Origin of the sequence: Paraburkholderia sp. SECH2, assembly GCF_030464795.1 — a bacterium.
GTDB lineage: Bacteria > Pseudomonadota > Gammaproteobacteria > Burkholderiales > Burkholderiaceae > Paraburkholderia > Paraburkholderia aspalathi.
The window spans coordinates 361,621-385,313 of the sequence record NZ_JALPRH010000001.1; the positions used below are offsets into that span (position 1 = coordinate 361,621).

A 23,693-nucleotide genomic window follows, 5' to 3' on the forward strand; every position below is an offset into this window, starting at 1 on the left:
GTAGGTTGGTGGGTGGGTCGGCGATCGCTATTCAACGTGCACCCTGCTCCAACAACTGCCCCCAAAGACGCTGCGCAATGGGACCGTGCGCGGCATCGCGAAGCCGCGCCGCGTAGTGTTTGAGCGTCGCGCCTTGCAAGTGCCGCCCCTCCAGTGACACGAGCCGCTTTTTCTCGAGGTCGCCCGCAACCAAGTGATAAGGCATGTGCCCCCACGCAAGCCCCTGCACGATCAACTCGCGCTTCATCAACTGGTCGGGCACGGTGCAGGTTGGCGCACCGTCGATCAGATAGTAGTTGGCGTCCGACGACTGCTTGCTCGTATCGCGGATGATGCACTGAACATAGTGCCTCAAATCGGTTGGCGTGAGCGATTCGACTGACAGTGGCTTGATATACCCAGGGGCCGCGACCGGAACCAGCCTGACCTCGAACAACTCAACCGATTCGATCGCCGGCGACGGTTTGTCGAGGTGATGAAATATCAGGTCACACTCGCCGCTCCGCAGCCGTTCCCAAGGGCCGCTAATCGCCTCGAACAGAAGCGTAAGACGCGTGCCGCTGCTCGTCTCGAAGAACCGTTTGAGCGTGCGGAGGGTTTCGGGCAATGGACACAGGTCGCCGACTACGACGCGCAACTCTGCCTCCTGGCCAGCAGCAAGCTGAGCCGCTTCGCGCTGCAAATTTTCATATTGACGAAGAAACTGCATCACGCGCTCGTGATACGCCGTGCCTTCTGCAGTCAGCGTGACACGGTATCCGGCCCGGTCCAGCAGAGCCATTCCCACTTGAGCTTCAAGCGCCCTCACCGCTGCATGGACCGTTGGATGCGTTCGGTTTAACCGTGCAGCGGCCGCGGCAAAGCTACCTTCGGCAACCAGTGCTTCAAAGCACTGCAACTGTAAAAGTGTGGGCTCGTTCATTGTAGAGATGGCCTTCAGTCTTTGTCGAAAGAGAGTAATTTCTCTCGACGAAGATCGATCCTACCATTCAGTCTCCCAATGAGGAGATCGACATGAAAGCAATCGTGAGAAACAGGTTTGGTGGTCCTGATGTGCTTCAAATCGTTGAGAGGCCACGTCCCGTCCTCAAACCCGGCTGTGTCCTGATTCGCGTTCGGGCGTTTGGTCTGAACCGCGCCGAACTCTATATGCGGCGAGGATTATGGGGAGAGGCGGCGGAAGTAAGCGGCATCGAATGTGTTGGGTCTGTGGTATCGGATGCAGCCGGGATACTGCATGAGGGCCAGACGGTCGTTGCGCTGATGGGCGGAATGGGGCGAACGATCGACGGCAGCTATGCAGAATACGTCGTTGTACCCGCCACCAATGTTGTGGCCGTTGAAACGACCCTCGACTGGGCAGAACTCGCCACGCTGCCGGAAGCTTACGCAGTCGCCTGGACGTGTCTTCACAGAAACCTCGAAGTAAAGTCCGGGCAGCGACTCGTCGTGCGAGGGGGGACGTCGAGCCTTGGGCTGGCTGCGATCGATATCGCCGTCCAACTCGGTGCGGAGGTGATTGCGACCACACGTCGGCCGGATTGCGAAGTCATGTTGCGCGCGCGGGGAGCCGCACATGTGGTGACGAGCGCTGGTGAGTTATGTGCAGCGCCGGGATGGCCGGGCGATAAGGCCGATGCAGTGCTTGATCTGATCGGAAACAGCACCGTCCTCGACTCGCTGCGCGCGGCACGTCGTGGCGGCCGTGTGTGCCTGGCCGGATTTCTGGGTGGGCTCACGCCGCTCGCCGAGTTCGATCCGCTCGGCCAGATGGCAAGCGGTGTTCATCTGAGTTTCTTCGGGAGTTTCGTGTTTGGGACTCCGGATTTCCTGCTGTCGGATGTACCAATGCAGAAAATTGTAGAGCTGGCCGCAGGCGGTTTTTATCAATGTCGACCCGCGCGTATCTTCGGCCTGTCCGAAGTACCGGTTGCTCATGAATTGATGGAGCGTAATGAGGCCGTGGGGAAGTTTGTCGTCGTAGTTTAGGTTGGCAGTAGGAACGGCGAACGTCGGCGACGGGCATTATTCGACTTATCCCGCCGCAACGCGTCGCCTCACTCGCCCTGCTGAACCCATTGACTCCTCCAACCCGGCGCCTTGAAAGGATCCGAAAAATACTGGGTCTCGTGAACAACCTTGCCGTTGCGGAACTCCATAATGCTTACCGTGTAAGCCGCTCGCCCCTGATAGTTGATGGAGTATTCCGTGACCCAGAGATTACCTTCTCCCTGAATTCGCCTGACCTCGAAGCCTGATGGTTTGCCTGGATGATGCCCTCGCAGCGCCTGCAAATTAGCTCGCCCGAGGATTCGTTCACCTGACTGGGGATACTCACAGATGGCGTCGTCATCGTAAATATCGTGTTCTGCGTTGAGATCGCCGGCGGCCGACGCGCGCCAGTGGGCATTCAGTGCGTCACGTAACTGTTCTTCATGCATGGCTTGCCTCCGGATACCGTTCACGTCGATCTATTGACCGCCTCCATGATTGAGCACCAACTTTTTGCTCCGGAAATCGGAAGACTCAATCACAGCGACACCTCCGCGCTATTTCATGCCCTACGACGACGGGTCGGCGCTCAGGCTTGCAATTGTGGTGCCAGGTGTATGAACAGAAAATGTCACCGCACTCGAGTCGCTACTCGGCAGCCGCCATCAGGGGCAAACCGAGCACCAATCAGGTTTGCTCCTTGATCGAGTGTAGCAAGTAAATTACTGGGCGGCGGCGGAGGGTTTCTGAAAGGTTCAACCTAGCGCGGGGTTAATCTCTTTGCGCGTGTGGCCCGCGACTCGTCGAAGTCGGAGATCCAGAGAGAAGTTTTTTGCCTCGGTACAATCAAGCGCAATATTGCATATCAAGGGCGATGGCCTAATGGAAAATGCAGCAAATCATCCAGACGAAGGACTAACCACCGAACGCGTGATACTGCGAGCCGTCAGCGAGAACGACGCGAACGCGCTGCAGACGTACTACGCAGCCAATCGAAAGCATCTTCAGCCTTGGGAGCCTGCGCGACAGGAAAGTTTCTTTAACCTGGATGGCATCGCTGAAAGGCTACGCGCAATGGCTCATCAAACCGCAACAGGAAACGCTCTTCATCTCGCGCTGTTTGAACGCGAAGGCGGTCAGTTAATCGGAGAGTGCAACTTCACCAATATCGTTAGGGGACCATTCCAAGCATGTCACCTTGGATTCTCTCTTGCGAAAGTGGTCGAAGGAAAAGGGCTAATGCGAGAGAGTCTAAAGGTGGCCATCCGGCATGTGTTCAGAGATATCGGCTTGCATCGCATCATGGCCAACTATCGCCCGGAGAACACCCGCAGCGCTCACCTACTGGCTAGCCTTGGTTTCGAGAAGGAAGGCCTGGCTCGGTCGTACTTGAAGATCAACGGTTCCTGGGCCGATCACGTACTTACATCGTTGCTCAATCCAGACGATCTTGCCGATCCCGCATCCAACTCACGTATGCTGTGAATGGAACAACAATGCGGTCTTCATTCAGAATGCGCGATCAGAAATCAACGCGAGCAACGCCCTTAACCTGCTCCACTAACAGGCTTTGGAAACTGTTGCGTAGATTCGCGGCCCCAATTTGCGCATTCGCCTGCACACTCCTAACCGCAATTCCAGCGTATTCCGGTGAACTCCTGCAAGTCCCAGTACGAGGACAACAAACCCAGGCCATCTTCATCGAACAGCCAGCAAGCGCGCCGCCGTGGGTCATCGTATTGTTTGCCGGAGATGACGGTGCAATCGCCCTCGGCGAAACTGGCCCAACGACAATGAGGGCAAATTTCCTCCTCCGGACCGCCGGCTACTGGACTTCTGCGGGCGATGCGATCGCTATCGTCGATGCGCCATCGGATCAATCATCCGGCATGAATGACGCATTCCGTTTGAGCGAAACTCACGCTCAAGACTTGCACGTCATCGTCGCGGCGCTGAGGCAACGCTTTCCAGCCGCAAAAATCGCCCTCGTGGGTACCAGCCGGGGCACGATTTCGGTTGGCAATGTGCTCCAACGGGAACCACGGCTGGCCGACGCGTATGTACTGACTTCGCCCGTCACGATCGGTATGCGTGGCGAGGCCGGGCTTTCGGGCATGCACTGGGACGTCAGCACGACTCCAGTGCTGGTAGTGTCGAACGAAAATGACGGATGTCGAGTTTCACCGTTTAGCGCGGCCCACACGCTCGCGAAGGACAACCGGTTCCAGTTCCTGGCGGTGTCAAGCAGCGAGCGCGGCGGGAACGGCGCGAGTGAATGCGGGGCGAAATCGCCACATGGCTTTCTTGGCATCGAGACACAGGTGCTGTCGGCGGTCTCACGATGGCTGGAAGAACCGGGAACCGTGCCGCGCTAGCAGCTTGTCTCGATGCGGCTGCACGCGGCAGGCAGAACCCGGCCCGATTGAGCGCTCAGGCAACGGCAATCACCAGGCGCGGGTCCTGCGTTCTATCGGAACTGCAGCGGTATAAACAAGCTTATGCCAGGTGCCGACTCCGGAGCATAGACCACGGGTGGCGGCGCATACACATAGTCCTGGTTGTCGTAATAGTCGCCGCGACGGTGGTCATTGCCGGGATGTTGATAGGCGTGCCGGTTGCCATGGTCCGACTGATGCCCTTGGTTATGCTGATAGTTGTTATTCGCGCCATGCTGCTCCTGGCCCTCGTGATTACCGTTTCCGTTTCCGTTGCCGTAGCCTTCGCCAAAAGCGGGCGCCATGGACATGCCGCCAATGGCCAACGCCAGACCAACTGCAATCGTGATTCCGGTCTTCACCGAGCCCCTGCAAGCGGCTCTCACTCTTTGGATCTTCATGATGTACTCCTGTCTGCGATCCGGGACCTTACTGAGGTACCAGTCCGCTTCCCGTTGCGGGTGTCTTGAGATCACCCTTTCTTTGCGGCGTGGTGGTGGTCAGTCTGGAAAATCAGATCAGCGTTCTTCTTCTGAACGTCCGACATGCTGTCGTAGAGTGCCTGAAACGCCGGAGTGAGCTTTCTGATGCCGTCCGCATGGGCATCGGCAATCTGGCCATAGGACTTGAGATCGTCGACAGCGCTCATGCTGTTGGCCTGACTGGTTCGTGCCTGTCTGAGCGAGTCCATCGTTCCCGCATTGTCACGCATGACCTGTGCGACTTTTTGCCAAAGTTCTTCCTGCGCCGCGGTGATCTGAAGCCTCGTGTGGAGTCCACTGATACGCGTATCGATCTGGCTGTGGGCCGCAACGGTCATCACGCTTGCACGTGGTTGAGTCTGGGTGGGAGTGGCAGCGCTCGCCGGATTGGCGAATGCCGTTATCGCGAGAAAAACCGCTATCGCGAACGCCGGCGCGGGTCGCCGTTGGAATGGGGTGGCAACGAGTCTCATGATCGGTCTCCAAAGGAGTTCGATGGACTCGCGAAGGGATTATCGTCAGTGCGGCGAATTCGATCGAACAGATCATTTGTGCGCTGACTCCCGACGGGCGTCTGTCCGGTGCCGTACCGACTCCTTCCTCCATTGAGGTCATGCTGTCGCGATGGAAGCAGCGCTCAAGGAGCGAGGTGATGAACAAAGACCAGATGCAGGGATGGATAAGAGAGATCACAGGCAAGCTGCGTACCGGCCTCGGCAAGACTATCGGAAACCGGAGGGTCGCGTGGAGGGGGCGCGTCGAGCAGGTCGTCGGCAAGACGCAGGCATCGTATGGCGATGCCAAGGCGCGCTTCAGGAAACGCTAATAGTCGACCGATGCGCCGCATGTTGCAGTACGTTAGCGCCCCGCTCCTCAACCCCGCTTAAAGCCTGGCGACGTCAACGATGGCATCGGCAAATGCCTTCGGCGCTTCCTGCGGCAGGTTATGTCCGATGCCGCCGTCGATCGTCCGGTGCTGATACTTGCCGGTGAATTTCTTCGCGTAGGCTGCCGGCTCGGGATGCGGTGCGCCGTTGGCGTCGCCCTCCATCGTGATGGTCGGAACCGAAATGGTCGGCCCTTTCGCGAGCCGCGCTTCGAGTTCGTCGTATTGCGGCTCGCCCTTGACCAGACCCAGACGCCAGCGATAGTTGTGAATCACCACCGCGACGTGATCGGGATTCTTGAAGGACTCAGCCGAGCGGTCGTACGTCGCATCGTCGAAATTCCATTTCGGCGACGCGAGACGCCAGATCAGCTTGTTGAAGTCGTGGCGGTTCGCTTCGTAACCTGCACGGCCACGCTCCGTGGCGAAATAGAATTGATACCACCAGGCCAGCTCAGCCTTCGGCGGCAGCGGCGCCCGGTTGGCTTCCTGACTGCCGATCAGATAACCGCTGCCCGACACCATCGCCTGGCATCGCTGCGGCCACAGCGCAGCGATAATATTCGCCGTACGCGCGCCCCAATCGAAAGCGCCAAAGATGGCTTTGTCGATCTTCAATGCATCCATCAACGCGATGATGTCGACGGCAACCACCGCTTGCTGACCGTTGCGCAGCGTATCCGCGGATAAAAACCGTGTCGACCCATAGCCCCGCAGATACGGCACGATGACGCGGTAGCCAGCGGCTGCCAGCAACGGTGTGACTTCGGCGAAGCTGTAGATATCGTAGGGCCAGCCGTGCAGCAGGATCACCACCGGTCCATTCTGCGGACCCGCTTCTGCATAACCCACGTTGAGGGTTCCGGCGTTGACCTGGCGAATGTTGTCGAACGAAACGACACGCGTTGCAGGGTTCGTACTGGTCGACTGCGCCTTGGCGAGTCCGCTCAAACCTAACTCCATCAAGCTGATACCAGCAACTGTCGTCCCAAGCAGACGACGACGTCGAGTATTGATCTGATCCGGCATCGCGGATTCTCCTCAAAGGTTAGCTACAGAAGCGCAGGACATGTCGAGCCTGCGAAGCCAGACTATCTGGCCTGGAATCATTAAAGCCCGTGGACGTATCTGGCGTGTGTCTGCGAAAAGCGCCAGTGAAACGCTATGTATTTACCGACGGTGCAGATACGTTGAGATACAGAGACGGGGGGCAGAAGTCAAAGCTCATCGACGAAAAAGTACGGCATACAACGCGATCGGCGAGCGATCGGAATCTAGCCGACGCCTTTCAACACAAGCGTGGCTTCAAGGCCGCCATCGGGCCGGTTCTGCAACGACAATGTCGCGTCCATCGCCAAAGCGAGTTGCCGCGCAATCGCGAGGCCCAAGCCGGTACCGCCGGTTCCGCGGTTGCGCGATCCTTCCAGCCGATAGAACGGCTCGAACACTGCTTCGAGCGACTCGTCCGGAATGCCCGGCCCACGATCGAGCACGGAGACCCTCACGCGCCCGTCCTGAGAGGCAACCCTGATCTCGGCAGCACCACCGAACTTCAGCGCGTTATCGACGAGATTGCCCACGATCCGGCGCAACGCCTGAGGACGCGTCACCAGTGCAGCGTCGATTCGACCGTGCAGCGAAACGTCCTTGCCGGCATCCATGTAGTCGAGCACCAGGCTGTCGAATAGCGCGTCGGGATCGATACGCAGGGGCGCCTCGCTGGCGCCGTGCATGGTGCGCGCATACGTGACGCCTTCCTTGACCATGGTTTCCATTTCCTGCAGGTCCTGCTGCAGCTTGGCGCCCTCTGGGCTCTCGTCCATCACATCGACACGCAAACGCATGCGGGTAATCGGCGTTTGCAGGTCGTGCGAAATCGCCGCGAGGATCTGCAAACGCTCGGTCATGTACAGCCTGATGCGGTCCTGCATGGCGTTGAACGCTTTCGCCGCCCGCGCCACTTCGTCCGGGCCGTCTTCGGGCAGGCGCTCCACCTTCAGATCGGGGCCCAACGCATCGGCCACTCGCGCCAGGTGGCTCAACGGGCGCGTTGCCAACCGTACCGCCAGCCAGCAACACGCGGCCAACACCACCAGTTGCAGCACCAGCAACCACGACAACCACGGCGACAGCGGCGCGCCCGGCATGGGGCGATAGTCGATCGTCAACGGCGTGCCGTCACTCAACTGTAGATGGACCTGCAGGCGGTCCGGATCGCCGGGGACGGCGTTGGCCGTGAGCGCATAGCGCTTGCCGATGCCGTCGGCGATAGATTGAGCCACTCTCGCTGAGAGCTTCGCATCCGGCGGTGCGCCGGCGACGCCGGGCCCGAGATTGAAGGTATAGGTCCGCCGCGCCAGCCTCGGCAGCCATTCGGCGCGCTCGTTAGCGGGCAAATGATCGAGTAACGCGACGGAGCTGGTGACCTCGCGTTCGATGTAACCCATCATCACGTTCGTCATGGTCTGGTCCCGCTCCGTCATGGTGAGCCAGACCGACAGCGTTTGCACCAGCGCAAGGCTGACAAAGAGAATCAGGGCAAGCCGCGCGAACAGCGTGCGCGGCCAACGCAGCAATGTATTCAGCTTCATGACGTGCCTTCGATCATCGTCACAGCCGCCGAAAACACATAACCCTCGCTACGCAGCGTCTTGATGTAACGGGGCTCACGCGCAGTGTCCTGCAAGCGCTGCCGCAAACGGCTAACCAGCAGATCGATCGAGCGGTCGAACGCGTCGGCCTGGCGACCTTGAGTCAGATTGAGCAACTGATCCCGTGTGAGCACGCGCTGGGGATGATCGAGGAACACGCGCAGCAAGCGATACTCCGCGCCGCTCAGGGCAACCATGGTGCCTTCAGCGTCGAGCAAATGACGCGCCGTGGTGTCGAGACGCCAGTCGCCGAAAGCGATCATCGGTGCAGTTTCCGTCACCTGCATGCCGGGCGGCAGCATCCGCGCGCGGCGCAGCACGGAGCGGATACGCGCCAGCAGTTCACGCACCGCAAACGGTTTGGAGAGGTAATCGTCCGCGCCCATTTCCAACCCGACGATGCGATCCGTCTCCTCGCTGCGGGCGGTCAGCATCAAGACCGGCACCGCGCGAAACTTGCCGGCGCGCAATTCCCGGCACAGCACGAGACCGTCTTCGCCAGGCATCATCAGATCGAGCACGATCAGATCAGGCGCGCCCTGCTCGAGGACCGTGCGCATCTGCCGGCCGTTGGCGGCCAGTGAAACACGCATGCCGTTCTTCTCGAGATACGTGGCGAGTAATTCGCGGATGCCGCGATCGTCGTCGACGATCAGGACGTGGTCGGTGGTTTCCATCAACGGATCAATCCTTTCGACGATTGACGCGCACCCGGTTCACGTTGATCAGCGAACAGTGCACGGGGTGCGCCAGTTCCGCCGCCAATCCGCCCGCGAGGAAAGCGAGAATTGTCATGAGTTTTCTCATGCATCCTCCACGACGGACAGGCTGGCGCCATTGGCTACGCTCGCCTCCAGCGTATACGGGTCGACACCCTCCAGGCAACCGATGTTGACCCGCCACAGCTGCGGATCTCTACGCGTCTGATGGAATGGATAAATACCGCAGTGCTTGCAGAAATAGTGCTTCGCCGTGCGCGTATTGAACTGATAAAGCGTCAGCGCTTCCTCACCCTTCAGGATTTTCAGTTCACCCGCGGCAAACGGCGGTGTCATCAGCGCGCCCTTGCGCCGGCACAGGCTGCAATTGCAACGCCCAGCAGGCTGGACATCGGTACGGACTTCAAATTTCACGGTCCCGCAATGACAGGATCCTTGCAGCAGTTCGGTACTCATGTGGCTTCTCCACGGTAGGAATGGCTGCTTTATAGCCTGGTACGCGCGACGCTTTGTATCCCAATGTATCTGGGCGTTCCCCTGACACAAAACATTGCACCCACACCGCTCCGGCGACACAAGCCAGATACGAACGGGCGTTCAAATGCACCCATGCCAACCACTGGAATGCCTGAGGCGGCGTACGGGCCCATGCCCGGATCGCCGCTCTGCTCTCCACTCTGAAAAGGACGCTGACATGCTCTCCCGACTCAAAACCACCGCTACCGTCGCCCTATTCGCCGCCACCGTGGCAGCCGGCGCCGCCGCAATCGCAACGCTCGTTGCAAGTCCCACGGCCAGCGCTGCTGCCGGTCCTGTTGCAAACCAGCTCGACAACAACGCTGCCGCGCCGGAATTTACCGGCATCGATAAATGGCTCAATAGCGATCCCCTGACCTTGCAACAGTTGCGGGGCAAGGTTGTGCTGGTCGACTTCTGGACCTACACCTGCATCAACTGCATTCATGTGCTGCCCTACGTCAAGACCTGGAATCAGAAATACAAGGACCAGGGCCTGGCGGTGGTCGGCGTCCACACACCCGAGTATCCATTCGAGCGCAGCACGGACAACGTCAAATCGGCGATCAAGCGCTTCGGCATTACGTTCCCGGTCGCGCAGGACAATAACTACGCAACATGGCGCGCCTACGACAACCAGTATTGGCCCGCGTTCTATCTGGTCGACAAAAAAGGGCACGTGGCCTACACGCACTTCGGCGAAGGCGACTACGAACAGACCGAAGCGAAGATCAAGGCCTTGCTCGCGGAAAACCCGTGATTCGCATCGCAATGTGCCTGGGCTGATCAATCAGTCACGTCCGCCCGGCACGATCTCGCGGCTGAACGCATCCACCGCGCGAATCAGGCTCTGGGCGGCCAGCTTCACTAGCGCGCCGCCCTTCTCCTGAGATGCCTGAGCTGGATCCGAGCCCATCCGTCCATCGGGATAGCGCGCGCGGAAATCGAGTGCCTCGCGAATCGGCCCGGACGGTGCGATCTGCGGGGCGTAGCGAGCTGTTTTGATCGTCTCGGGAAGCGCCCACTGAGTGATGGCAATCTCGGAGGGCGTCGCGTGCACGCCATGCCCTTCGGGAAACTGCTCGCGCGCCAACTCGTCGACGCCTTCGAGATCCCACCAGTTGCATAGCTTCAGTGCGAACCCCAAGCGGCGCCGCGCGAAACTCGCTTCGGCATAAATCTCGGAGAAAGCAGCTTCAATCGACGCGATGTTGCCGCCGTGACCGTTCAGAAACAGGATTTTCTCGAAGCCATGAACCACAAGCGAGCGCGTCCAGTCGCCAATGGCCGCAATGAAAGTTGATGGCCGCAACGAGATGGTTCCCGGAAAGCCCAGGTGATGTTGCGCCATGCCGATATTGAAGGTCGGCGCAATCAGGATGTCCGCGCTCTTCTCGGCTTCATGCGCAATGATTTCCGGGCACAGCCAGTCGGTGCCCAGAAGACCGGTGGGGCCATGCTGCTCGTTCGAGCCGATAGGAACGACGATCGAACGGCTTCGCTCCAGGTATTGCCCCACTTCGGCCCATGTCGACAGGTGTAAAAGCATTTGAAGTCCTCTGCTTCGCCGTGTCCCGCAGGAACGCGGCTCATTGGGTTGACTGCTGCTCCTCGACGACGCCTGCGGGTGTCTATGGAAGAGCGTCCCTATCCGGATCCGGGCGTGCCCAGATCGCTATTCTGACGGTAATCTGTTCGCGACGAGCAGCGCGGAGCCGCATAGCGCCAGGCCGGCAATTATCAGGAGTCCAAGATGCAAGTTGCCAGTTGCCGTCTTCGCCCAACCGATGATGGCGGGCCCCCAGAATCCACCGGACAAACCGATCGTATTGATCAAGGCAATACCGCCCGCTGCCGCATCGCCCTTGATGTATTCAGAGGGGATGGCCCAAAACACCGTGTACGCCATCCACAACATCGTCGTGGTAAGCGTCAACAGGACGAGCGTCGCGACGAGGTTACCGTCCATCAAAACCGACAGGGACAGCAAGACCGCGGCGAGCAGCGCCGGCACCGAGCTGTGATAGCGCCGTTCGCCACGTGTGTCCGATCTGCGGCCGATGAAATACATGCCGAAGGCGGCCCCAACGTACGGAATCGCCGAGTACCAGCCAAGCCGGATCGTATCGTTGACGCCTTGCGACTTCACGATGGTCGGCAGCCAGAAGCTCATGGCATAGATCGACGCGATGATGCAGAAGTACGCGCACGCCAGCAGATAGACCTTAGGGTTGCGCAAGACAGCCTTGAACGAGTGATCTCCAGCCGGTGTCGCCACGAGCTCGGCCTCGAGCAGGCGCTTCTCGTCATCGCTCAGCCAGTTGGCCTGCGCGGGCCGATCTGACAGAACAAACAGCGTCAGCACGCCCAGCACAATGCACGGCAAGCCTTCGGCGAGAAACATCCACTGCCAGCCGGCGAGACCCGCTGTACCGGCGAAGGTAGTCATCAGCCAGGCCGAGACGGGGCCGCCGACAATACCGCCGATTGGCCCGGCGAGAAAAACGATCGCGATGGCCCGAGCCATACGCGAGGGACCGTACCAGCGCGACAGGTAAAAGATCATGCCCGGTGCGAAACCCGCTTCGAAGATGCCGAGCAGAAAGCGCATTCCGTAGAACATATGCAAGTTGCGCACGAACAGCATGCAAGCCGATGTGATGCCCCACAACACCAGGATGCGGCAAAAGGTTTTCCGTGCGCCGACTCTCGGCAGCATGAGGTTGCTCGGCAGCTCGAACAGCACGTAGCCCAGAAAGAAGATACCGGCGCCCACACCGTAAGCGGCATCGGAAAAACCAAGATCGCTTTGCATCTGCAGCTTGGCGAAACCGACGTTGACTCGATCCAGATAAGCGAACAGATAACAGATCAGAAGAAACGGCAATAGCCGCCAGTTCAGCCTGTCATAGAGCGCGGAAACATCGTCCCCGTCGATGGTGGTTTGAATTGCTGCCATGCCTGTCTCCCTGTTCACCGTTCTGTTCGGCTCGCCTTCCGGATGAATAGTGGCGACGCCCAGCCGAACTAGCAACAGCAACTAAGTTCACGTATCGTTGCTCACAGGGCAACGACAGCCATGAAAGGACAGCCGACATGCGAGAAATCAACCAGCAACGCCTCCGGTATTTCCATGAAGTGCTGGCGCACGGCACGATCCGTGGCGCCGCGGATAGCCTCAACACGTCCCCCTCCGTTATTACGCGGCAGATCAAGCTGCTGGAAGACGAACTCGGCGTGATGCTGTTCGAGCGCCAGGCCCGCGGCGTCAAGCCCACTGAGTCGGCGGCGCATCTGCTCGAGTTCTGGAGAGGGTACCGGTCACAGCAGGAGAAACTGGAAGACCAGCTTCATGCTTTGCAGGGCCTCCAGCAAGGCCATGTTCAACTGGCCATCAGTGAGGGCTATGTCGATGCGCTGGTCGACGAAGTGCTCACCCCGTTTTGTGCGCGCTATCCCAAGCTGGACATCGGCGTGGAGATCCTGGCGGTCGACGATGTGCTGAATGAAGTGGCCGAAAGCCGCGCGCATATCGGTCTTGCCTATAATCCGCCGCCGCATTCGCGCATCGAATATCGCGCAAGTTCAGCGCAACCTGTCGTTCTGCTGGTTCGCCCGGAGCATCCGCTGGCCGTGAGAGGCGGCCCGGCAAGCATCGAAGACGTGCTCGCCTACCCGCTTGCGTTGATGCCGGCCACCTTCGGAATCGGCCACGCGGCAAAGATGTTGGCGTTCACCGAGAACATCGAGATTCGTGCGACGCTCACTACGAATTCGCTAAGCGCGCTCAAGCGCTTCGTCGCGTCAGAAGACTTCGTGACGCTCGTTGGCGAATTCGCCGCGTATCGGGAGATTGCGGCGGGCGAATTGACCGTCGTGCCGATCGACCATCCCCTGTTCCGCGGTATCAAGGCGCGGCTGCTCGTCAAATCCGGCAGGCCGCTCGCGGCCGCCCCGCAGGAGATGCTCGAATGGATCCTGCGCCACATGACCATGTTCGCGGAGCCGGATAACGTCTAGCGCGTCGACGCATTCGCATCTGGCCCTGCTCGCGGAAAACCCGTGATTCGTATCGCAATGTATCTGGGCCTCCAGGTGATACAGAACATTGCAATTTCCCCGGTTTCTCGACACAAGTCAGATACGTCGGGACGTTCTAATGCATCAACGCCGGATGCAAGACACAAGCAAATCGCAGATGACTGATCGAATTGCTGCCCTTGCTGCTGACATCGCGGCGCCTTCCTTTTAATTGATTGGTTCACGGAGAATGATATGAAAACCTCAATGATCGCTTTGGCATTCGCTGCATTCGCTACCGCTGGCTTCGCTCACGCATCCGAAGCTCCTGCAACAACCAGTGCTCAATCGGCCGCCCCGCAAGTGCAGCAATGGAACCCGAGCCAAACTGGCGCAACGCAGAAGACCCGCGCAGAGGTCCGCCACGAACTGGTGCAAGCCCAGCAGGATGGTCAGCTCGCGCAGCTCAGCAGCTTGTATCGCGGCAGCTGATTATCTGAGCGCCGTCGGATTGAACTATGCTTCCAATACGGTAAGCAATCCTCTTGGTTCAAGATCCTTCGTACGATCCACAACGCCCACACTGAGCACGCTCGGCGTGGGCGTATCGCGTTCAATCGCTCGTAGGACCACGCTGCCATTGATCGGGAACCTCGCTTTGTCGCCCATCGGAAATGCCATGTCAGACACCATCCTTCCCCAATCGCCGTCTCGCCGTCGTTTTGTTAGTGTGGCAGCGGCGGCCGTTGCCGCGGGCTCGCTGAGTCAGCTCGCTTTTGCAGAAACGAATCAAGCGATTACTGAAATTGCCAAGCCGGCCGGCGGCGACAAGACCGCTATTCGTCCACTTCGCGTGCATGTGCCGGAATCGCAACTGATCGACTTGCGCAGGCGCATCAAAGCCACAAGGTGGCCTGACCGCGAAACCGTTACGGATGACTCGCAAGGCGTGCCGCTCGCGATGATTCAGGAATTCGCGCGCCATTGGGCGACCGATTACGATTGGCGCAAGTGCGAGGCGAAGCTGAATTCGCTGCCGAATTTCGTGACCGAGATCGACGGACTGGACATTCATTTCATCCACGTTCGCTCGAAACATGAAAATGCGATGCCGCTCATCGTCACGCACGGATGGCCCGGCTCGATCATCGAGATGTTGAAGGTTATCGATCCGCTGACCAATCCCACCGCATACGGCGCGAGCGCGTCGGATGCTTTTCATCTGGTCATTCCGTCTTTGCCGGGCTACGGATTTTCCGGAAAACCCAGCACGACCGGCTGGGGTCCTGAGCGCACCGCCCGTGCCTGGGTCGTACTCATGAAGCGCCTTGGATACGAGAAATTTGCGGCGCAAGGCGGCGATCTGGGTGGCGTCGTCGCGAATGTGATGGGTAAGCAGGCGCCGCCGGAATTGCTGGGCATCCACGTCAACTTCCCTGCGACCGTTCCGCCCGAGATTGCAAAGGCGCTCGCCGCCGGCGATCCGCCGCCATCCGGTCTCTCGGACGATGAAAAGCACGCTTACGAGCAGCTAAGCAGCGCGGCCAAGAAACGGCGTGCCTATGCGTTGGAGATGGGAACACGCCCACAAACGCTCTACGGACTGGCGGACTCGCCGGTTGGACTGGCAAGCTGGCTGCTCGATCACGGCGACGGGTATGTTCAGCCGGCGGCGGCGCTGACTTCGGCCGTGTTCGGGCGACCCGTCAATGGAGAATCCGCAGGCGATCTGACACGGAACGATCTCCTCGACGACATCACGCTCTACTGGCTGACGAACACGGGGATTTCCGCGGCGCGCTTCTATTGGGAGTCCCACTTCAACTTCCTCGCCGCCGCCGATGTATCCGTGCCGGCAGCCGTGAGCGTCTTTCCCCGCGAGAACTATCAGGCCCCGCGAAGCTGGACGGAGCGGGCGTATCACAACCTTATCTATTACAACAGGCTCGATAAAGGCGGACACTTTGCGGCATGGGAACAGCCGCAATTATTTGCCGAAGAGGTTCGTGCCGGTTTGAGAACGCTGCGCAACTAGCGGATCATTCCCCGCTTTGGACCGACTTGATCCGGTTGTTGCGCAGCGTGACGATCGCCTCAGTGCGGGCCCTCGCCGGCTTCCGGTTGCGATCCTCGGTCTTCCGTACGCATCAATACCGAACACTGCTTGCGGTGACCAGGGGCAACGCTTGCGTCGGCTGTCCGTCGACCGTGGCGCCGGCAAAGATAAAACTCGGCGAAAGATGAGCATTGATATCCGCGGGGAAGTTGAGCGCGGGCTTCGACACTTCGTCGAGCATCGCGATCTGCGCAGCACTGAGCTCGAGGTCCAGCGCAGTCAAGTTGGTCCGCAGTTGATCGATACGTCGTGCGCCGACGATCGTCGAGGTCACGCCGCGCCGTTGGTGAACCCATGCGAGCGCGACCGCAGCGGGGCTCACCTGAAGTTCAGCGGCGACCGCCACAAGCACGTCGATCACCGGAAACTCCTTGTCACCCGGCACACCGACAAGCGCCGAGCGTTCCGACTTCACGGCTTGGGTGTTTTCGCGCGTGTATTTGCCCGACAACCAGCCGTTCTTCAGCGGACTCCACGGCATGACGCCAATGCCGAGTTCTTCGGCCATCGGTATCAGTTCGCCTTCGGCCGTCCTCTCCAGCAGCGAATACTCGACCTGCATCGCAATGATCCGGTTCCAGCCGCGAAACTGCGCCATAGTCTGCGCTTGCGCGACCTTCCAGGCCGGTGTGTCTGAGATTCCGATGTAACGAATCTTTCCGGAGACAACCAGATCGTCGAGTGCGCGCATCGTCTCGTCGATCGGCGTGGTCCTGTCCCAGTTGTGAATCCAGTAGAGGTCGATGTAATCCGTCTGCAGGCGGCGCAACGACGCTTCGCATTGTTCGACCATCGCCTTGCGTCTGGCGCCTCCACCGTTCGGATCGCCAACGTGCAGGTTGCCGACAAACTTCGTCGCAATGACGCTGCGATGGCGACGGTCCTTGCGTGCCGCAAAGAAGTCTCCGATGATTTTTTCCGAGTGGCCCAACGTATAGATGTTGGCCGTATCGATGAAATTCCCACCGCGCTCCAGGTACTCCGAAAGTATGGCTTCGGATTCGGCGGGGCTCGTACCCCAACCCCAATCTTCACCGAAGGTCATCGTCCCAAGACAAAAGGGACTCACGCGCAGACCCGAGGATCCGAGCGTGACGTATGAATCGAGCGACATAAAGTTTCTCCTGGAAAATGAGCCGACTGGCTAGCTCCAATGAGACCATCGCACGAGTGCGGCACGGTAGACCGAAACGCGCAAGCTCTTGCACAATCCTCTCAGATTGGATCGATTCGGGCAGATCCGCTTGCGCTTTCATCGCTCGCCAGGATACGTTTGAGTTATGGATACGCTCGCTGAACTTCGCACCCTGATTGGCCGCCATGCTGTCGACGACGTGACGGCAACAAGCCTGCCCGGGGTCATCGTGTCGGTGTCGACCGCACAAACGCATTCGGTTCATCGCATCTACGAGCCAGTCTTCGCTCTGGTCGCCCAGGGCGCAAAGCGCGCGACCCTCGGCGATCAGATCCTCGAATATCACGCGGGACAATGTCTGGTCGTGACCGTCGATCTCCCGATGTCCGGACACGTGATCGAAGCGAGCGCGAAAAAGCCGTTTCTGGCAGTGGGCCTGAAGTTGAAACCCGCGATTATCGCTTCATTGCTGCTCGACACCGCTTCGGACGCACCTGTGATGATGAACCCGTTCGGCGCAGCTGTCGCCGAAGCGACGCCCGAACTGCTTGATCCATTTGTTCGGCTGCTGCGGTTGCTTGAGCATCCGGAAGACGTGCCCGTTCTCGCGCCGATGATCGAGCGCGAAATCTTGTGGCGGATACTCACAGGAAGCCAGGGTGCGCTGCTGCGGCAGGTCGGCCTTGCCGACAGCCGCCTGTCGCACGTCGGGCGCGCGATTCGCTGGATCCGCATGCACTACGCGGAGATGCTTCACACTGAAGAGCTCGCGGAGCTGGCGGCGATGAGCGTGTCCTCATTCCATCGGCACTTTCGCGCCGTCACCGCCATGAGCCCGCTGCAGTATCAGAAGCAGATCAGGCTTCAGGAAGCCCGCACACAACTGCTGACCACGTCGAAGGACATCGCCAGCGTGGGGATGAGCGTTGGTTATGACAGCGCCTCCCAATTCAGCCGTGAGTACAGCCGGCTGTTCGGAAGACCTCCGGGACGGGATGCGGAGCGGCTGCGATCATCGGCCATGCAGGGAGGTGGTGCAACTGCGTGATCGTGAGTGACTTCAACGTCGATTTCTAATAATCATCACTTTTTGGTCGGTTAACCGCGAAAATTCAACGTAAACGGCAAAAATTTGCCTGTTAACTGCGACTTGCCTTGCCGCACTGAACATCAACCGGTAAAATATCACCGTTTATCGGTGAATTTAAAGGATAACCGGCGAAATGTTGCTCTTTGATCTCGCTACCGCAGATGAAATTGCGCTTGAGCTGGGTCACCGGCTACGCGCGCAGCGCCTCGCCCAGAATCTGCAGCAGAGTGAACTGGCCTCCCGTGCAGGGGTGTCGGAACGCGTGGTACGTAACCTCGAGCGTACCGGGAAGGCAACGCTTGAGAGTCTTCTCCGGGTAGCTATGGCGCTTGGGCTGACCGGCTCGCTGTCGCCTCTATTCGAATACAAACCGAACTCCATTCGCGCGATGGAGCAGGCGAGCGCCACGCGCGAACGAGCTTCCCGGAGGTGACGATGAAAAAACTGAGCGTCGTCTACGCCGGCTGGAGCGAGCGCTTCGAACTGGGCAAGCTCGGGGACGACGGAACAAACCTGATATTCGAGTACTCTTCCGAAGCGCTGCAACGCGGTCTCGAGCTTTCGCCCTTGCATCTGGCATTGCGTCAGCAGGCCTACGATAGTTTCCCGGACTACCAGTTCCGCTTGCCAGGGCTCGTTTCTGATGCCCTGCCCGACGGCTGGGGCATGCTACTAATGGACCGTCTCTTTCGGCAGCGGGGTTGGGAGCCTGCGCGGATGTCCCCGCTCGACCGTCTTGCGTTCATTGGCGAGAAGGCAATGGGTGCTCTTGTTTTTGAGCCGACTCAGGGAGACGATCTTCAACCTTCAGATGTGCAACTGATCGAGCTTGCCCGGGAGGTCCGGGAAGTGATGACGGACGGCAGTACCGAGTTGCTGCGTGAACTCGTCCTGATGGGCGGTTCACCTCACGGCGCCCACCCTAAAGTGCTGGTCAACTTCGACCCGCACAGTGGCCGCATGTCGAATTCGGAGCAGAGTGCCGGCACGCCCTGGCTGGTCAAATTTCCTGCCCAGTACGACCACAAGGAAGTGTGCGCAGTCGAGGCGCTGTATGCCGTGCTTGCGCAAGCGTGTGAAATTCCGGTGCCGGCAACAAGGTACTTTGACCTCGGCCCCCGTCTTTCAGCATTCGGCATCGAGCGTTTCGACCGGTCTGGCGCTCAGCGCGTGCCAATGCACACCGCTGCCGGCGCGCTGAACGCCAACTTCCGATATCCATCGATTGACTATGGTTCGCTTCTGAAATTGACTCGCTTCATTACGCGGGACGAGCGTGAAGTGTTGCGGGCCTTTGAACGCTGTGTGTTTAATGTGGTGTTCAACAATCGGGACGACCACACAAAAAACTTTTCGTTCCGCCTGTCTGCGCAGGGGCAGTGGCAATTCTCACCGGCTTACGACTTGACCTTCAACGAAGGGCCGGGTGGCGAGCATCAAATGGACGTGTGCGGCGAGAGCCGTGAGCCGGCACGTAAGCATCTATTGCAGCTTGCCAACCTGACGGGTGTACCGGCCCGTGCCGCGGAGGCGGTCATTGAACGCACTGCGGATGTGGCCAGCCGGTTTCGGGATCAAGCGAAGAGTTTTTCCATTCGGCGCGCAACGGTAAGCCTGATCGCAGGCAAGATAGAAACGAACCGCTCGCGCATGCTGTGAGGCGAGATCGATGATCAAGCACACTGACAGCACTCGCACTCGCCGCACACATCGGACCCGACATGGAAATCAAGTGGATTGAGGACTTCATCGCGCTCTCCCAGTATCAGAGCTTCTCGCGGGCGGCGGAATTTCGGAATGTCACCCAGTCGGGCTTCAGCAGGCGCATTCAGTCGCTTGAGCAGTGGGTGGGCGCGGACCTCATCGACCGAAGCAGCTTCCCTCCCACGCTGACGCCTGCCGGACAACTGTTTCGCGAGGCAGCGGTAGATATTCTTGGGAAGCTATTCGATACGCGAGCCATCATTCGCATCGACCAACGTATGGCGGGCAAAGGCTTGCAGATTGCAGCAGGCCACACGATCGCGCTAAGTTTCCTGCCTGCCTGGTTAAAAGCGCTCACTGCCCGTTTCGGCGAGGTACGTGCCCGGGTAATACCCACCAATGTCCACGACTCCATCCTGATGCTCGTGAACGGCAACTGCGAATTGATGTTTGCCTATCATCACCCGGAACTGCCTCTCCATCTCGACCCGATCAGGTACGAGCATCTCACCGTAGGTGTCGACGTACTGATGCCGGTCTGCCGGCCGAATCCGCGTGGCGCGCCGATATTCCGGTTGCCGGGCACGGCCGCGCGTCCCTTGCCGTTGATTACGTACACGGAAACCAGCTATTTCGGCCGCTGCCTCGCACTCCTCCTCGGCCGGGTCGACGCAACCCCAGCTTTGCGGCCTCACTACGAATCCGACATGGCCGAGGTCCTCAAGAAACTGGTCCTCGAAGGCGAAGGCGTTGCCTGGCTGCCAAAAAGCTCGATCGGCGCCGAGCTCGAGGCGGGCGAACTCGTCCCTGCCGGCCGGGATACGTGGCATCTCGAGGTTGAACTTCGCGTCTACCGGGATGCCTCGAATCGCAGTGAGTTTCTGGACACGCTCTGGCGGCACCTTCGCGCCGAATCGCAGGCTGTCGATTAAGGGTAATCCCGCGTTATGCGAGTCTCGCATATCCCCATGCAGGACCCGCATTGAGTCTTTTTTGATCATCTCTATCATCCGTCCATACACAGAAACGTCGCTCCTCTAGCGGCGTTTTTGCCTCCTGCCAGCGTACGGTGGTCGCGTCAGACCGTTGTGCGCCTTCTCGGACTGATGGAAATGAAAAACCGCCTAACGTTCTATATTGTGGTCGGCATGGTGCTCGGCGTGATTGTCGGTTACGTGTGCCATCGGACCGTAGCCGATGCTGCGGAAGCCAAGACAATCTCCGGCTACTTCTCAATCATTACCGACATCTTCTTGCGCCTCGTGAAGATGATTATCGCGCCGCTCGTCTTCGCTACGTTGGTGTCCGGACTCGCCGGAATGGAAGGGACGAGCGACGTGCGCAGAATTGGCTTCAGGTCGGTGGGATGGTTCGTGTGCGCGTCGCTCTTCTCGCTCGCGCTTGGCCTCGTCCTGGCGAACGCGCTGCAGCCCGGCGCCGGCTTGCATATGACGCAGACCAGTTCCGATGTCGCCACCGGCCTCAACACCGCGGGGCTGAACTTCAAGGACTTCGTCACGCACGCGTTCCCTTCCAGCATCATCGATGCGATGGCTCGGAATGACATTCTTCAAATCCTCGTCTTTTCCGTGCTGTTTGGTGTGGTGCTGAGTGCCATCAAAACGGACCCGCGCGTCACGCCGTTGATCGCCGGCATCGATGCACTCGTCCCCGCGATGCTGAAACTGACCGACTATGTGATGCGGCTCGCTCCGATTGGTGTCTTCGGCGCGCTTGCCTCCGCGATTACGGTGCACGGCCTGGACGTGCTGACCACCTACGGCAAGCTCGTCGGAAGCTTCTATCTCGGTCTCGTCCTGCTGTGGGCTGTGCTCATCCTCGTTGGTCATGTTTTTCTGGGCAAATCGATCTGGAAGTTGTTGAAAGCGGTCCGGGAACCCGCGATGCTCGCCTTCTCTACTGCAAGCAGTGAAGCTGCTTATCCGCGTCTGACCGAGAAGCTTGAACAGTTCGGTATCGACAAGAAGGTCGTCGGCTTCACCTTGCCACTCGGCTACGCGTTCAACCTCGACGGATCGATGATGTACCAGGCGTTTGCCGCGATCTTTATCGCGCAAGCCTTCGGCATCGACATGCCGCTCAGCGCTCAAATCATGATGTTGCTGGTGCTTATGTTGAGCAGCAAGGGAATGGCCGGTGTCGCAAGAGGTTCCGTGGTGGTGGTTGCGGCCGTTGCCCCGATGTTTCATCTGCCGCCGTCCGGCGTGGTGTTGATCCTCGCCATCGATCAGATTCTCGATATGGGGCGAACCGCCACGAACGTGATCGGTAACAGCATCGCGACGGCCGTGATTGCGAAGTGGGAGGCCAAGCGGGTTGCCAGGCAGAACGACGCAGAGAACAACGTTGTCCTGGGCCAACTGCAAGGCGAAGCAAAATGATCAGCGCAAACGTGCTGAGCGGGAAAAAGTTCGGTGTGGTGGGCGGCCTGGGTCCACTGGCGAGCGCGGATGTCTTTTTCAAGCTCGTCAAATCGACGCCCGCCTCGAGCGATGCCGAACACGTCGATGTCATTTTCGAGCAGCATCCCTTCCGAAGCGCGGCCATAGGCAGTGAAGCGACGACTCAACGAAAACTGTACATTTTCGACATGATTAGCGGTTTCGAGAAGAGGGGTGTGACGACCGTCGTACTGCCCTGCTTTCTCAGCCACACGTTTATCGACGAGTTGAAGGCTAACTCGCCCTTGCAGATTGTCGATATGGTGGAAGCCGTCCGCAGCCATGTCCGAAGAAAATTTCCCGCCGCACGACGAATCGGCGTGCTGACCTCGGACTACACCCATCGAAAGGGGTTATTCGAGAAGTATTTCGCGGAGCCGGAATTTGAAGTCATTCATCCCCGCCCGCGCGACAGTGTCGACCTCATCACCGAAGCCGTCTACGGCGCGAACGGCATCAAGAGCGGAAATCTGTCTGGCCGGCCCGTCGCGCTTCTGCGCGAGGCGTGCGAGGACCTCATCGCGCAAGGCGCACAAATCATCGTGCCGGGTCTGACGGAGATTGCGCTCGTGGCGGAGGAAATGGGCTCATTTCGAGTACCGCTGATCGATTCGAATCTTGCGTATGCGCAGTATGTGATCGCGGGTGAATACAGTTTGCCCGAATCCATTTTCAAAGTGGGCGTGGTCGGTGGAGTTGGGCCTGCAGCGACTGTGGACTTCATGCAGAAGATCGTACGCAATACGCCGGCGAATCGGGATCAGGACCATATCAGGCTTCTGATCGAACAGAATCCGCAGATTCCAGACCGCACAGAAAACCTGATCGGTGACGGGCCCGACCCGACTATTTCGCTTTACGCGACCTGCAAGAAGCTCGAGTCGGGCGACGCGGACCTCATCGCGATTCCGTGTAACACCGCTCACGCATTTGTCGAACGTATTCAACCGTATCTGGGCATACCGATCGTCAACATGCTGACGGTGACGGTCCGCCATCTGCGCGAAACGTTTCCGTTGCTGCGCTCCGTTGGCGTGCTGGCCACCTCCGGCACTATCGCGAGCGGCGTCTATGAAAAAGCCCTCGAATCGCAGGGTTTGCGGCAAATCGTTCCGACTGCGGAATTGCAGGCCCGCGTGATGGATGCGATCTACGGCAAGGAAGGGGTAAAAGCCGGATTCACTACCGGGCAATGCCTCGATGACATTGCCGCTGCCATTGATGGGCTTATAGCGGAAGGCGTCGAGGTCATCGTCCTGGGATGTACAGAGTTGCCGCTTTTATTGCCACAGACGAGTTTCGTGGGCATGACTGGCGCACGCGTGAGTCTTGTCGATCCAACCGATGTCCTTGCACAGCAATGCGTAGCCCTGGCGACGGCGGCTGCGGAACGCCCTGTTTCTTTGCGCTGTTAAATCCTTGTAGGAGACCACCCTATTGCCGATGGAGCAAACGGCATCACTAACCCAGGCAAGGTTCAGCAGG

25 protein-coding genes are annotated in these 23,693 nt (G+C 59.2%); 14 read left to right on the forward strand and 11 right to left on the reverse strand.

Annotation, left to right across the window (positions count from 1 at the left end):
* Positions 1-31: 31 nt before the first annotated feature.
* A complete protein-coding gene (locus tag M0D66_RS01640) occupies positions 32-922 on the reverse strand; it encodes a LysR family transcriptional regulator (RefSeq protein ID WP_211708703.1) in 891 nt (296 codons plus the stop codon).
* Positions 923-1,014: 92 nt separating this feature from the next.
* Here M0D66_RS01640 and M0D66_RS01645 point away from each other — a divergent pair, with 92 nt between their 5' ends.
* On the forward strand, positions 1,015-1,989 hold the full coding sequence (locus M0D66_RS01645; protein WP_211708704.1) for a zinc-binding dehydrogenase: 975 nt from the start codon (positions 1,015-1,017) through the stop codon (positions 1,987-1,989).
* A gap of 68 nt (positions 1,990-2,057) precedes the next feature.
* On the opposite strand, the gene M0D66_RS01650 is transcribed toward M0D66_RS01645, so the two are convergent.
* Positions 2,058-2,441 (reverse strand): nuclear transport factor 2 family protein, encoded by a 384-nt coding sequence (locus M0D66_RS01650; protein WP_093641686.1) that lies wholly within the window; start codon positions 2,439-2,441, stop codon positions 2,058-2,060.
* 433 nt (positions 2,442-2,874) lie between these two features.
* Between M0D66_RS01650 and rimJ the strand changes: the two genes are divergently transcribed.
* On the forward strand, positions 2,875-3,477 hold the full coding sequence (gene rimJ, locus M0D66_RS01655) for a ribosomal protein S5-alanine N-acetyltransferase (protein ID WP_093641677.1): 603 nt from the start codon (positions 2,875-2,877) through the stop codon (positions 3,475-3,477).
* Between the two features lie 11 nt (positions 3,478-3,488).
* Positions 3,489-4,367 (forward strand): S9 family peptidase, encoded by an 879-nt coding sequence (locus M0D66_RS01660; protein WP_211708061.1) that lies wholly within the window; start codon positions 3,489-3,491, stop codon positions 4,365-4,367.
* 92 nt (positions 4,368-4,459) lie between these two features.
* Here the strand turns inward: M0D66_RS01660 and M0D66_RS01665 are convergent, their stop codons facing one another.
* Positions 4,460-4,828, reverse strand: coding sequence for a hypothetical protein (locus tag M0D66_RS01665; protein WP_211708060.1), 369 nt, complete (start codon positions 4,826-4,828; stop codon positions 4,460-4,462).
* 71 nt (positions 4,829-4,899) lie between these two features.
* Positions 4,900-5,382: a Spy/CpxP family protein refolding chaperone gene (locus tag M0D66_RS01670; RefSeq protein WP_266208860.1), complete on the reverse strand. Its 483-nt coding sequence runs from the start codon at positions 5,380-5,382 to the stop codon at positions 4,900-4,902.
* 179 nt (positions 5,383-5,561) lie between these two features.
* Between M0D66_RS01670 and M0D66_RS01675 the strand changes: the two genes are divergently transcribed.
* Positions 5,562-5,735: a general stress protein CsbD gene (locus M0D66_RS01675; RefSeq protein ID WP_093641666.1), complete on the forward strand. Its 174-nt coding sequence runs from the start codon at positions 5,562-5,564 to the stop codon at positions 5,733-5,735.
* Positions 5,736-5,792: 57 nt separating this feature from the next.
* Here M0D66_RS01675 and M0D66_RS01680 read toward each other — a convergent pair whose 3' ends face one another.
* From M0D66_RS01680 to M0D66_RS01695, 4 genes are all read right to left on the reverse strand, one after another.
* Positions 5,793-6,824 (reverse strand): alpha/beta fold hydrolase, encoded by a 1,032-nt coding sequence (locus M0D66_RS01680; RefSeq protein WP_211708059.1) that lies wholly within the window; start codon positions 6,822-6,824, stop codon positions 5,793-5,795.
* Between the two features lie 245 nt (positions 6,825-7,069).
* On the reverse strand, positions 7,070-8,386 hold the full coding sequence (locus M0D66_RS01685) for a HAMP domain-containing sensor histidine kinase (protein ID WP_211708058.1): 1,317 nt from the start codon (positions 8,384-8,386) through the stop codon (positions 7,070-7,072).
* Positions 8,383-9,123: a response regulator gene (locus M0D66_RS01690; RefSeq protein ID WP_093641654.1), complete on the reverse strand. Its 741-nt coding sequence runs from the start codon at positions 9,121-9,123 to the stop codon at positions 8,383-8,385. The genes M0D66_RS01685 and M0D66_RS01690 overlap by 4 nt, the downstream gene beginning before the upstream one ends.
* 126 nt (positions 9,124-9,249) lie before the next feature.
* Entirely contained in the window at positions 9,250-9,621 is a 372-nt protein-coding gene (locus M0D66_RS01695; RefSeq protein WP_054033507.1) for a GFA family protein, read from the reverse strand.
* 238 nt (positions 9,622-9,859) lie between these two features.
* Between M0D66_RS01695 and M0D66_RS01700 the strand changes: the two genes are divergently transcribed.
* Positions 9,860-10,441, forward strand: a complete 582-nt coding sequence (locus M0D66_RS01700) for a thioredoxin family protein (protein ID WP_093641648.1) — start codon at positions 9,860-9,862, stop codon at positions 10,439-10,441.
* Positions 10,442-10,471: 30 nt separating this feature from the next.
* On the opposite strand, the gene M0D66_RS01705 is transcribed toward M0D66_RS01700, so the two are convergent.
* Positions 10,472-11,230, reverse strand: a complete 759-nt coding sequence (locus tag M0D66_RS01705) for a creatininase family protein (RefSeq protein ID WP_211708057.1) — start codon at positions 11,228-11,230, stop codon at positions 10,472-10,474.
* A gap of 126 nt (positions 11,231-11,356) precedes the next feature.
* Positions 11,357-12,640, reverse strand: coding sequence for an MFS transporter (locus M0D66_RS01710; protein WP_211708056.1), 1,284 nt, complete (start codon positions 12,638-12,640; stop codon positions 11,357-11,359).
* Positions 12,641-12,777: 137 nt separating this feature from the next.
* On the opposite strand from M0D66_RS01710, the gene M0D66_RS01715 reads away from it, so the two are divergent.
* The 3 genes from M0D66_RS01715 (at position 12,778) to M0D66_RS01725 (ending at position 15,736) form a co-directional block, all read left to right on the forward strand.
* Entirely contained in the window at positions 12,778-13,701 is a 924-nt protein-coding gene (locus M0D66_RS01715; protein ID WP_211708055.1) for a LysR family transcriptional regulator, read from the forward strand.
* Positions 13,702-13,956: 255 nt separating this feature from the next.
* Positions 13,957-14,193, forward strand: a complete 237-nt coding sequence (locus tag M0D66_RS01720; protein WP_093641636.1) for a DUF4148 domain-containing protein — start codon at positions 13,957-13,959, stop codon at positions 14,191-14,193.
* A 187-nt stretch (positions 14,194-14,380) separates the two neighbouring features.
* The gene (locus M0D66_RS01725; RefSeq protein ID WP_211708054.1) at positions 14,381-15,736 is read left to right on the forward strand and encodes an epoxide hydrolase family protein; all 1,356 of its coding nucleotides are present in this window, start codon (positions 14,381-14,383) and stop codon (positions 15,734-15,736) included.
* A 112-nt stretch (positions 15,737-15,848) separates the two neighbouring features.
* Here M0D66_RS01725 and M0D66_RS01730 read toward each other — a convergent pair whose 3' ends face one another.
* Positions 15,849-16,931, reverse strand: a complete 1,083-nt coding sequence (locus M0D66_RS01730; RefSeq protein ID WP_266208861.1) for an aldo/keto reductase — start codon at positions 16,929-16,931, stop codon at positions 15,849-15,851.
* A 166-nt stretch (positions 16,932-17,097) separates the two neighbouring features.
* Here M0D66_RS01730 and M0D66_RS01735 point away from each other — a divergent pair, with 166 nt between their 5' ends.
* The 6 genes from M0D66_RS01735 (at position 17,098) to M0D66_RS01760 (ending at position 23,623) form a co-directional block, all read left to right on the forward strand.
* Positions 17,098-18,000 carry an AraC family transcriptional regulator gene (locus tag M0D66_RS01735; RefSeq protein ID WP_211708053.1) on the forward strand — a complete coding sequence of 301 codons (903 nt, stop codon included), beginning with the start codon at positions 17,098-17,100 and terminating at the stop codon, positions 17,998-18,000.
* Between the two features lie 175 nt (positions 18,001-18,175).
* Positions 18,176-18,475 (forward strand): helix-turn-helix domain-containing protein, encoded by a 300-nt coding sequence (locus M0D66_RS01740; RefSeq protein WP_234486737.1) that lies wholly within the window; start codon positions 18,176-18,178, stop codon positions 18,473-18,475.
* Between the two features lie 2 nt (positions 18,476-18,477).
* The gene (locus tag M0D66_RS01745; RefSeq protein ID WP_211708052.1) at positions 18,478-19,701 is read left to right on the forward strand and encodes a type II toxin-antitoxin system HipA family toxin; all 1,224 of its coding nucleotides are present in this window, start codon (positions 18,478-18,480) and stop codon (positions 19,699-19,701) included.
* A 62-nt stretch (positions 19,702-19,763) separates the two neighbouring features.
* Positions 19,764-20,678: a LysR substrate-binding domain-containing protein gene (locus tag M0D66_RS01750; protein ID WP_200619695.1), complete on the forward strand. Its 915-nt coding sequence runs from the start codon at positions 19,764-19,766 to the stop codon at positions 20,676-20,678.
* A 180-nt stretch (positions 20,679-20,858) separates the two neighbouring features.
* Complete coding sequence (locus tag M0D66_RS01755; protein WP_211700170.1) at positions 20,859-22,148, forward strand: dicarboxylate/amino acid:cation symporter; 1,290 nt, start codon at positions 20,859-20,861, stop codon at positions 22,146-22,148.
* Entirely contained in the window at positions 22,145-23,623 is a 1,479-nt protein-coding gene (locus tag M0D66_RS01760; protein WP_211708051.1) for an aspartate/glutamate racemase family protein, read from the forward strand. The genes M0D66_RS01755 and M0D66_RS01760 overlap by 4 nt, the downstream gene beginning before the upstream one ends.
* The last annotated feature ends 70 nt before the right edge of the window (positions 23,624-23,693 follow it).

What these genes read in the sequence shown, in the direction of transcription:
- rimJ (WP_093641677.1), top strand. Translation starts at nt 2,875, where the DNA reads ATGGAAAATGCAGCAAATCATCCAGACGAAGGACTAACCACCGAACGC.
- M0D66_RS01750 (WP_200619695.1), top strand. Translation starts at nt 19,764, where the DNA reads ATGGAAATCAAGTGGATTGAGGACTTCATCGCGCTCTCCCAGTATCAG.
- M0D66_RS01645 (WP_211708704.1), top strand. Translation starts at nt 1,015, where the DNA reads ATGAAAGCAATCGTGAGAAACAGGTTTGGTGGTCCTGATGTGCTTCAA.
- M0D66_RS01705 (WP_211708057.1), bottom strand. Translation starts at nt 11,230, where the DNA reads ATGCTTTTACACCTGTCGACATGGGCCGAAGTGGGGCAATACCTGGAG.
- M0D66_RS01660 (WP_211708061.1), top strand. Translation starts at nt 3,489, where the DNA reads ATGCGGTCTTCATTCAGAATGCGCGATCAGAAATCAACGCGAGCAACG.
- M0D66_RS01650 (WP_093641686.1), bottom strand. Translation starts at nt 2,441, where the DNA reads ATGCATGAAGAACAGTTACGTGACGCACTGAATGCCCACTGGCGCGCG.
- M0D66_RS01640 (WP_211708703.1), bottom strand. Translation starts at nt 922, where the DNA reads ATGAACGAGCCCACACTTTTACAGTTGCAGTGCTTTGAAGCACTGGTT.
- M0D66_RS01670 (WP_266208860.1), bottom strand. Translation starts at nt 5,382, where the DNA reads ATGAGACTCGTTGCCACCCCATTCCAACGGCGACCCGCGCCGGCGTTC.
- M0D66_RS01665 (WP_211708060.1), bottom strand. Translation starts at nt 4,828, where the DNA reads ATGAAGATCCAAAGAGTGAGAGCCGCTTGCAGGGGCTCGGTGAAGACC.
- M0D66_RS01740 (WP_234486737.1), top strand. Translation starts at nt 18,176, where the DNA reads ATGTTGCTCTTTGATCTCGCTACCGCAGATGAAATTGCGCTTGAGCTG.
- M0D66_RS01685 (WP_211708058.1), bottom strand. Translation starts at nt 8,386, where the DNA reads ATGAAGCTGAATACATTGCTGCGTTGGCCGCGCACGCTGTTCGCGCGG.
- M0D66_RS01690 (WP_093641654.1), bottom strand. Translation starts at nt 9,123, where the DNA reads ATGGAAACCACCGACCACGTCCTGATCGTCGACGACGATCGCGGCATC.
- M0D66_RS01725 (WP_211708054.1), top strand. Translation starts at nt 14,381, where the DNA reads ATGTCAGACACCATCCTTCCCCAATCGCCGTCTCGCCGTCGTTTTGTT.
- M0D66_RS01735 (WP_211708053.1), top strand. Translation starts at nt 17,098, where the DNA reads ATGGATACGCTCGCTGAACTTCGCACCCTGATTGGCCGCCATGCTGTC.
- M0D66_RS01710 (WP_211708056.1), bottom strand. Translation starts at nt 12,640, where the DNA reads ATGGCAGCAATTCAAACCACCATCGACGGGGACGATGTTTCCGCGCTC.
- M0D66_RS01700 (WP_093641648.1), top strand. Translation starts at nt 9,860, where the DNA reads ATGCTCTCCCGACTCAAAACCACCGCTACCGTCGCCCTATTCGCCGCC.
- M0D66_RS01715 (WP_211708055.1), top strand. Translation starts at nt 12,778, where the DNA reads ATGCGAGAAATCAACCAGCAACGCCTCCGGTATTTCCATGAAGTGCTG.
- M0D66_RS01680 (WP_211708059.1), bottom strand. Translation starts at nt 6,824, where the DNA reads ATGCCGGATCAGATCAATACTCGACGTCGTCGTCTGCTTGGGACGACA.
- M0D66_RS01695 (WP_054033507.1), bottom strand. Translation starts at nt 9,621, where the DNA reads ATGAGTACCGAACTGCTGCAAGGATCCTGTCATTGCGGGACCGTGAAA.
- M0D66_RS01675 (WP_093641666.1), top strand. Translation starts at nt 5,562, where the DNA reads ATGAACAAAGACCAGATGCAGGGATGGATAAGAGAGATCACAGGCAAG.
- M0D66_RS01760 (WP_211708051.1), top strand. Translation starts at nt 22,145, where the DNA reads ATGATCAGCGCAAACGTGCTGAGCGGGAAAAAGTTCGGTGTGGTGGGC.
- M0D66_RS01745 (WP_211708052.1), top strand. Translation starts at nt 18,478, where the DNA reads ATGAAAAAACTGAGCGTCGTCTACGCCGGCTGGAGCGAGCGCTTCGAA.
- M0D66_RS01730 (WP_266208861.1), bottom strand. Translation starts at nt 16,931, where the DNA reads ATGTCGCTCGATTCATACGTCACGCTCGGATCCTCGGGTCTGCGCGTG.
- M0D66_RS01755 (WP_211700170.1), top strand. Translation starts at nt 20,859, where the DNA reads ATGAAAAACCGCCTAACGTTCTATATTGTGGTCGGCATGGTGCTCGGC.
- M0D66_RS01720 (WP_093641636.1), top strand. Translation starts at nt 13,957, where the DNA reads ATGAAAACCTCAATGATCGCTTTGGCATTCGCTGCATTCGCTACCGCT.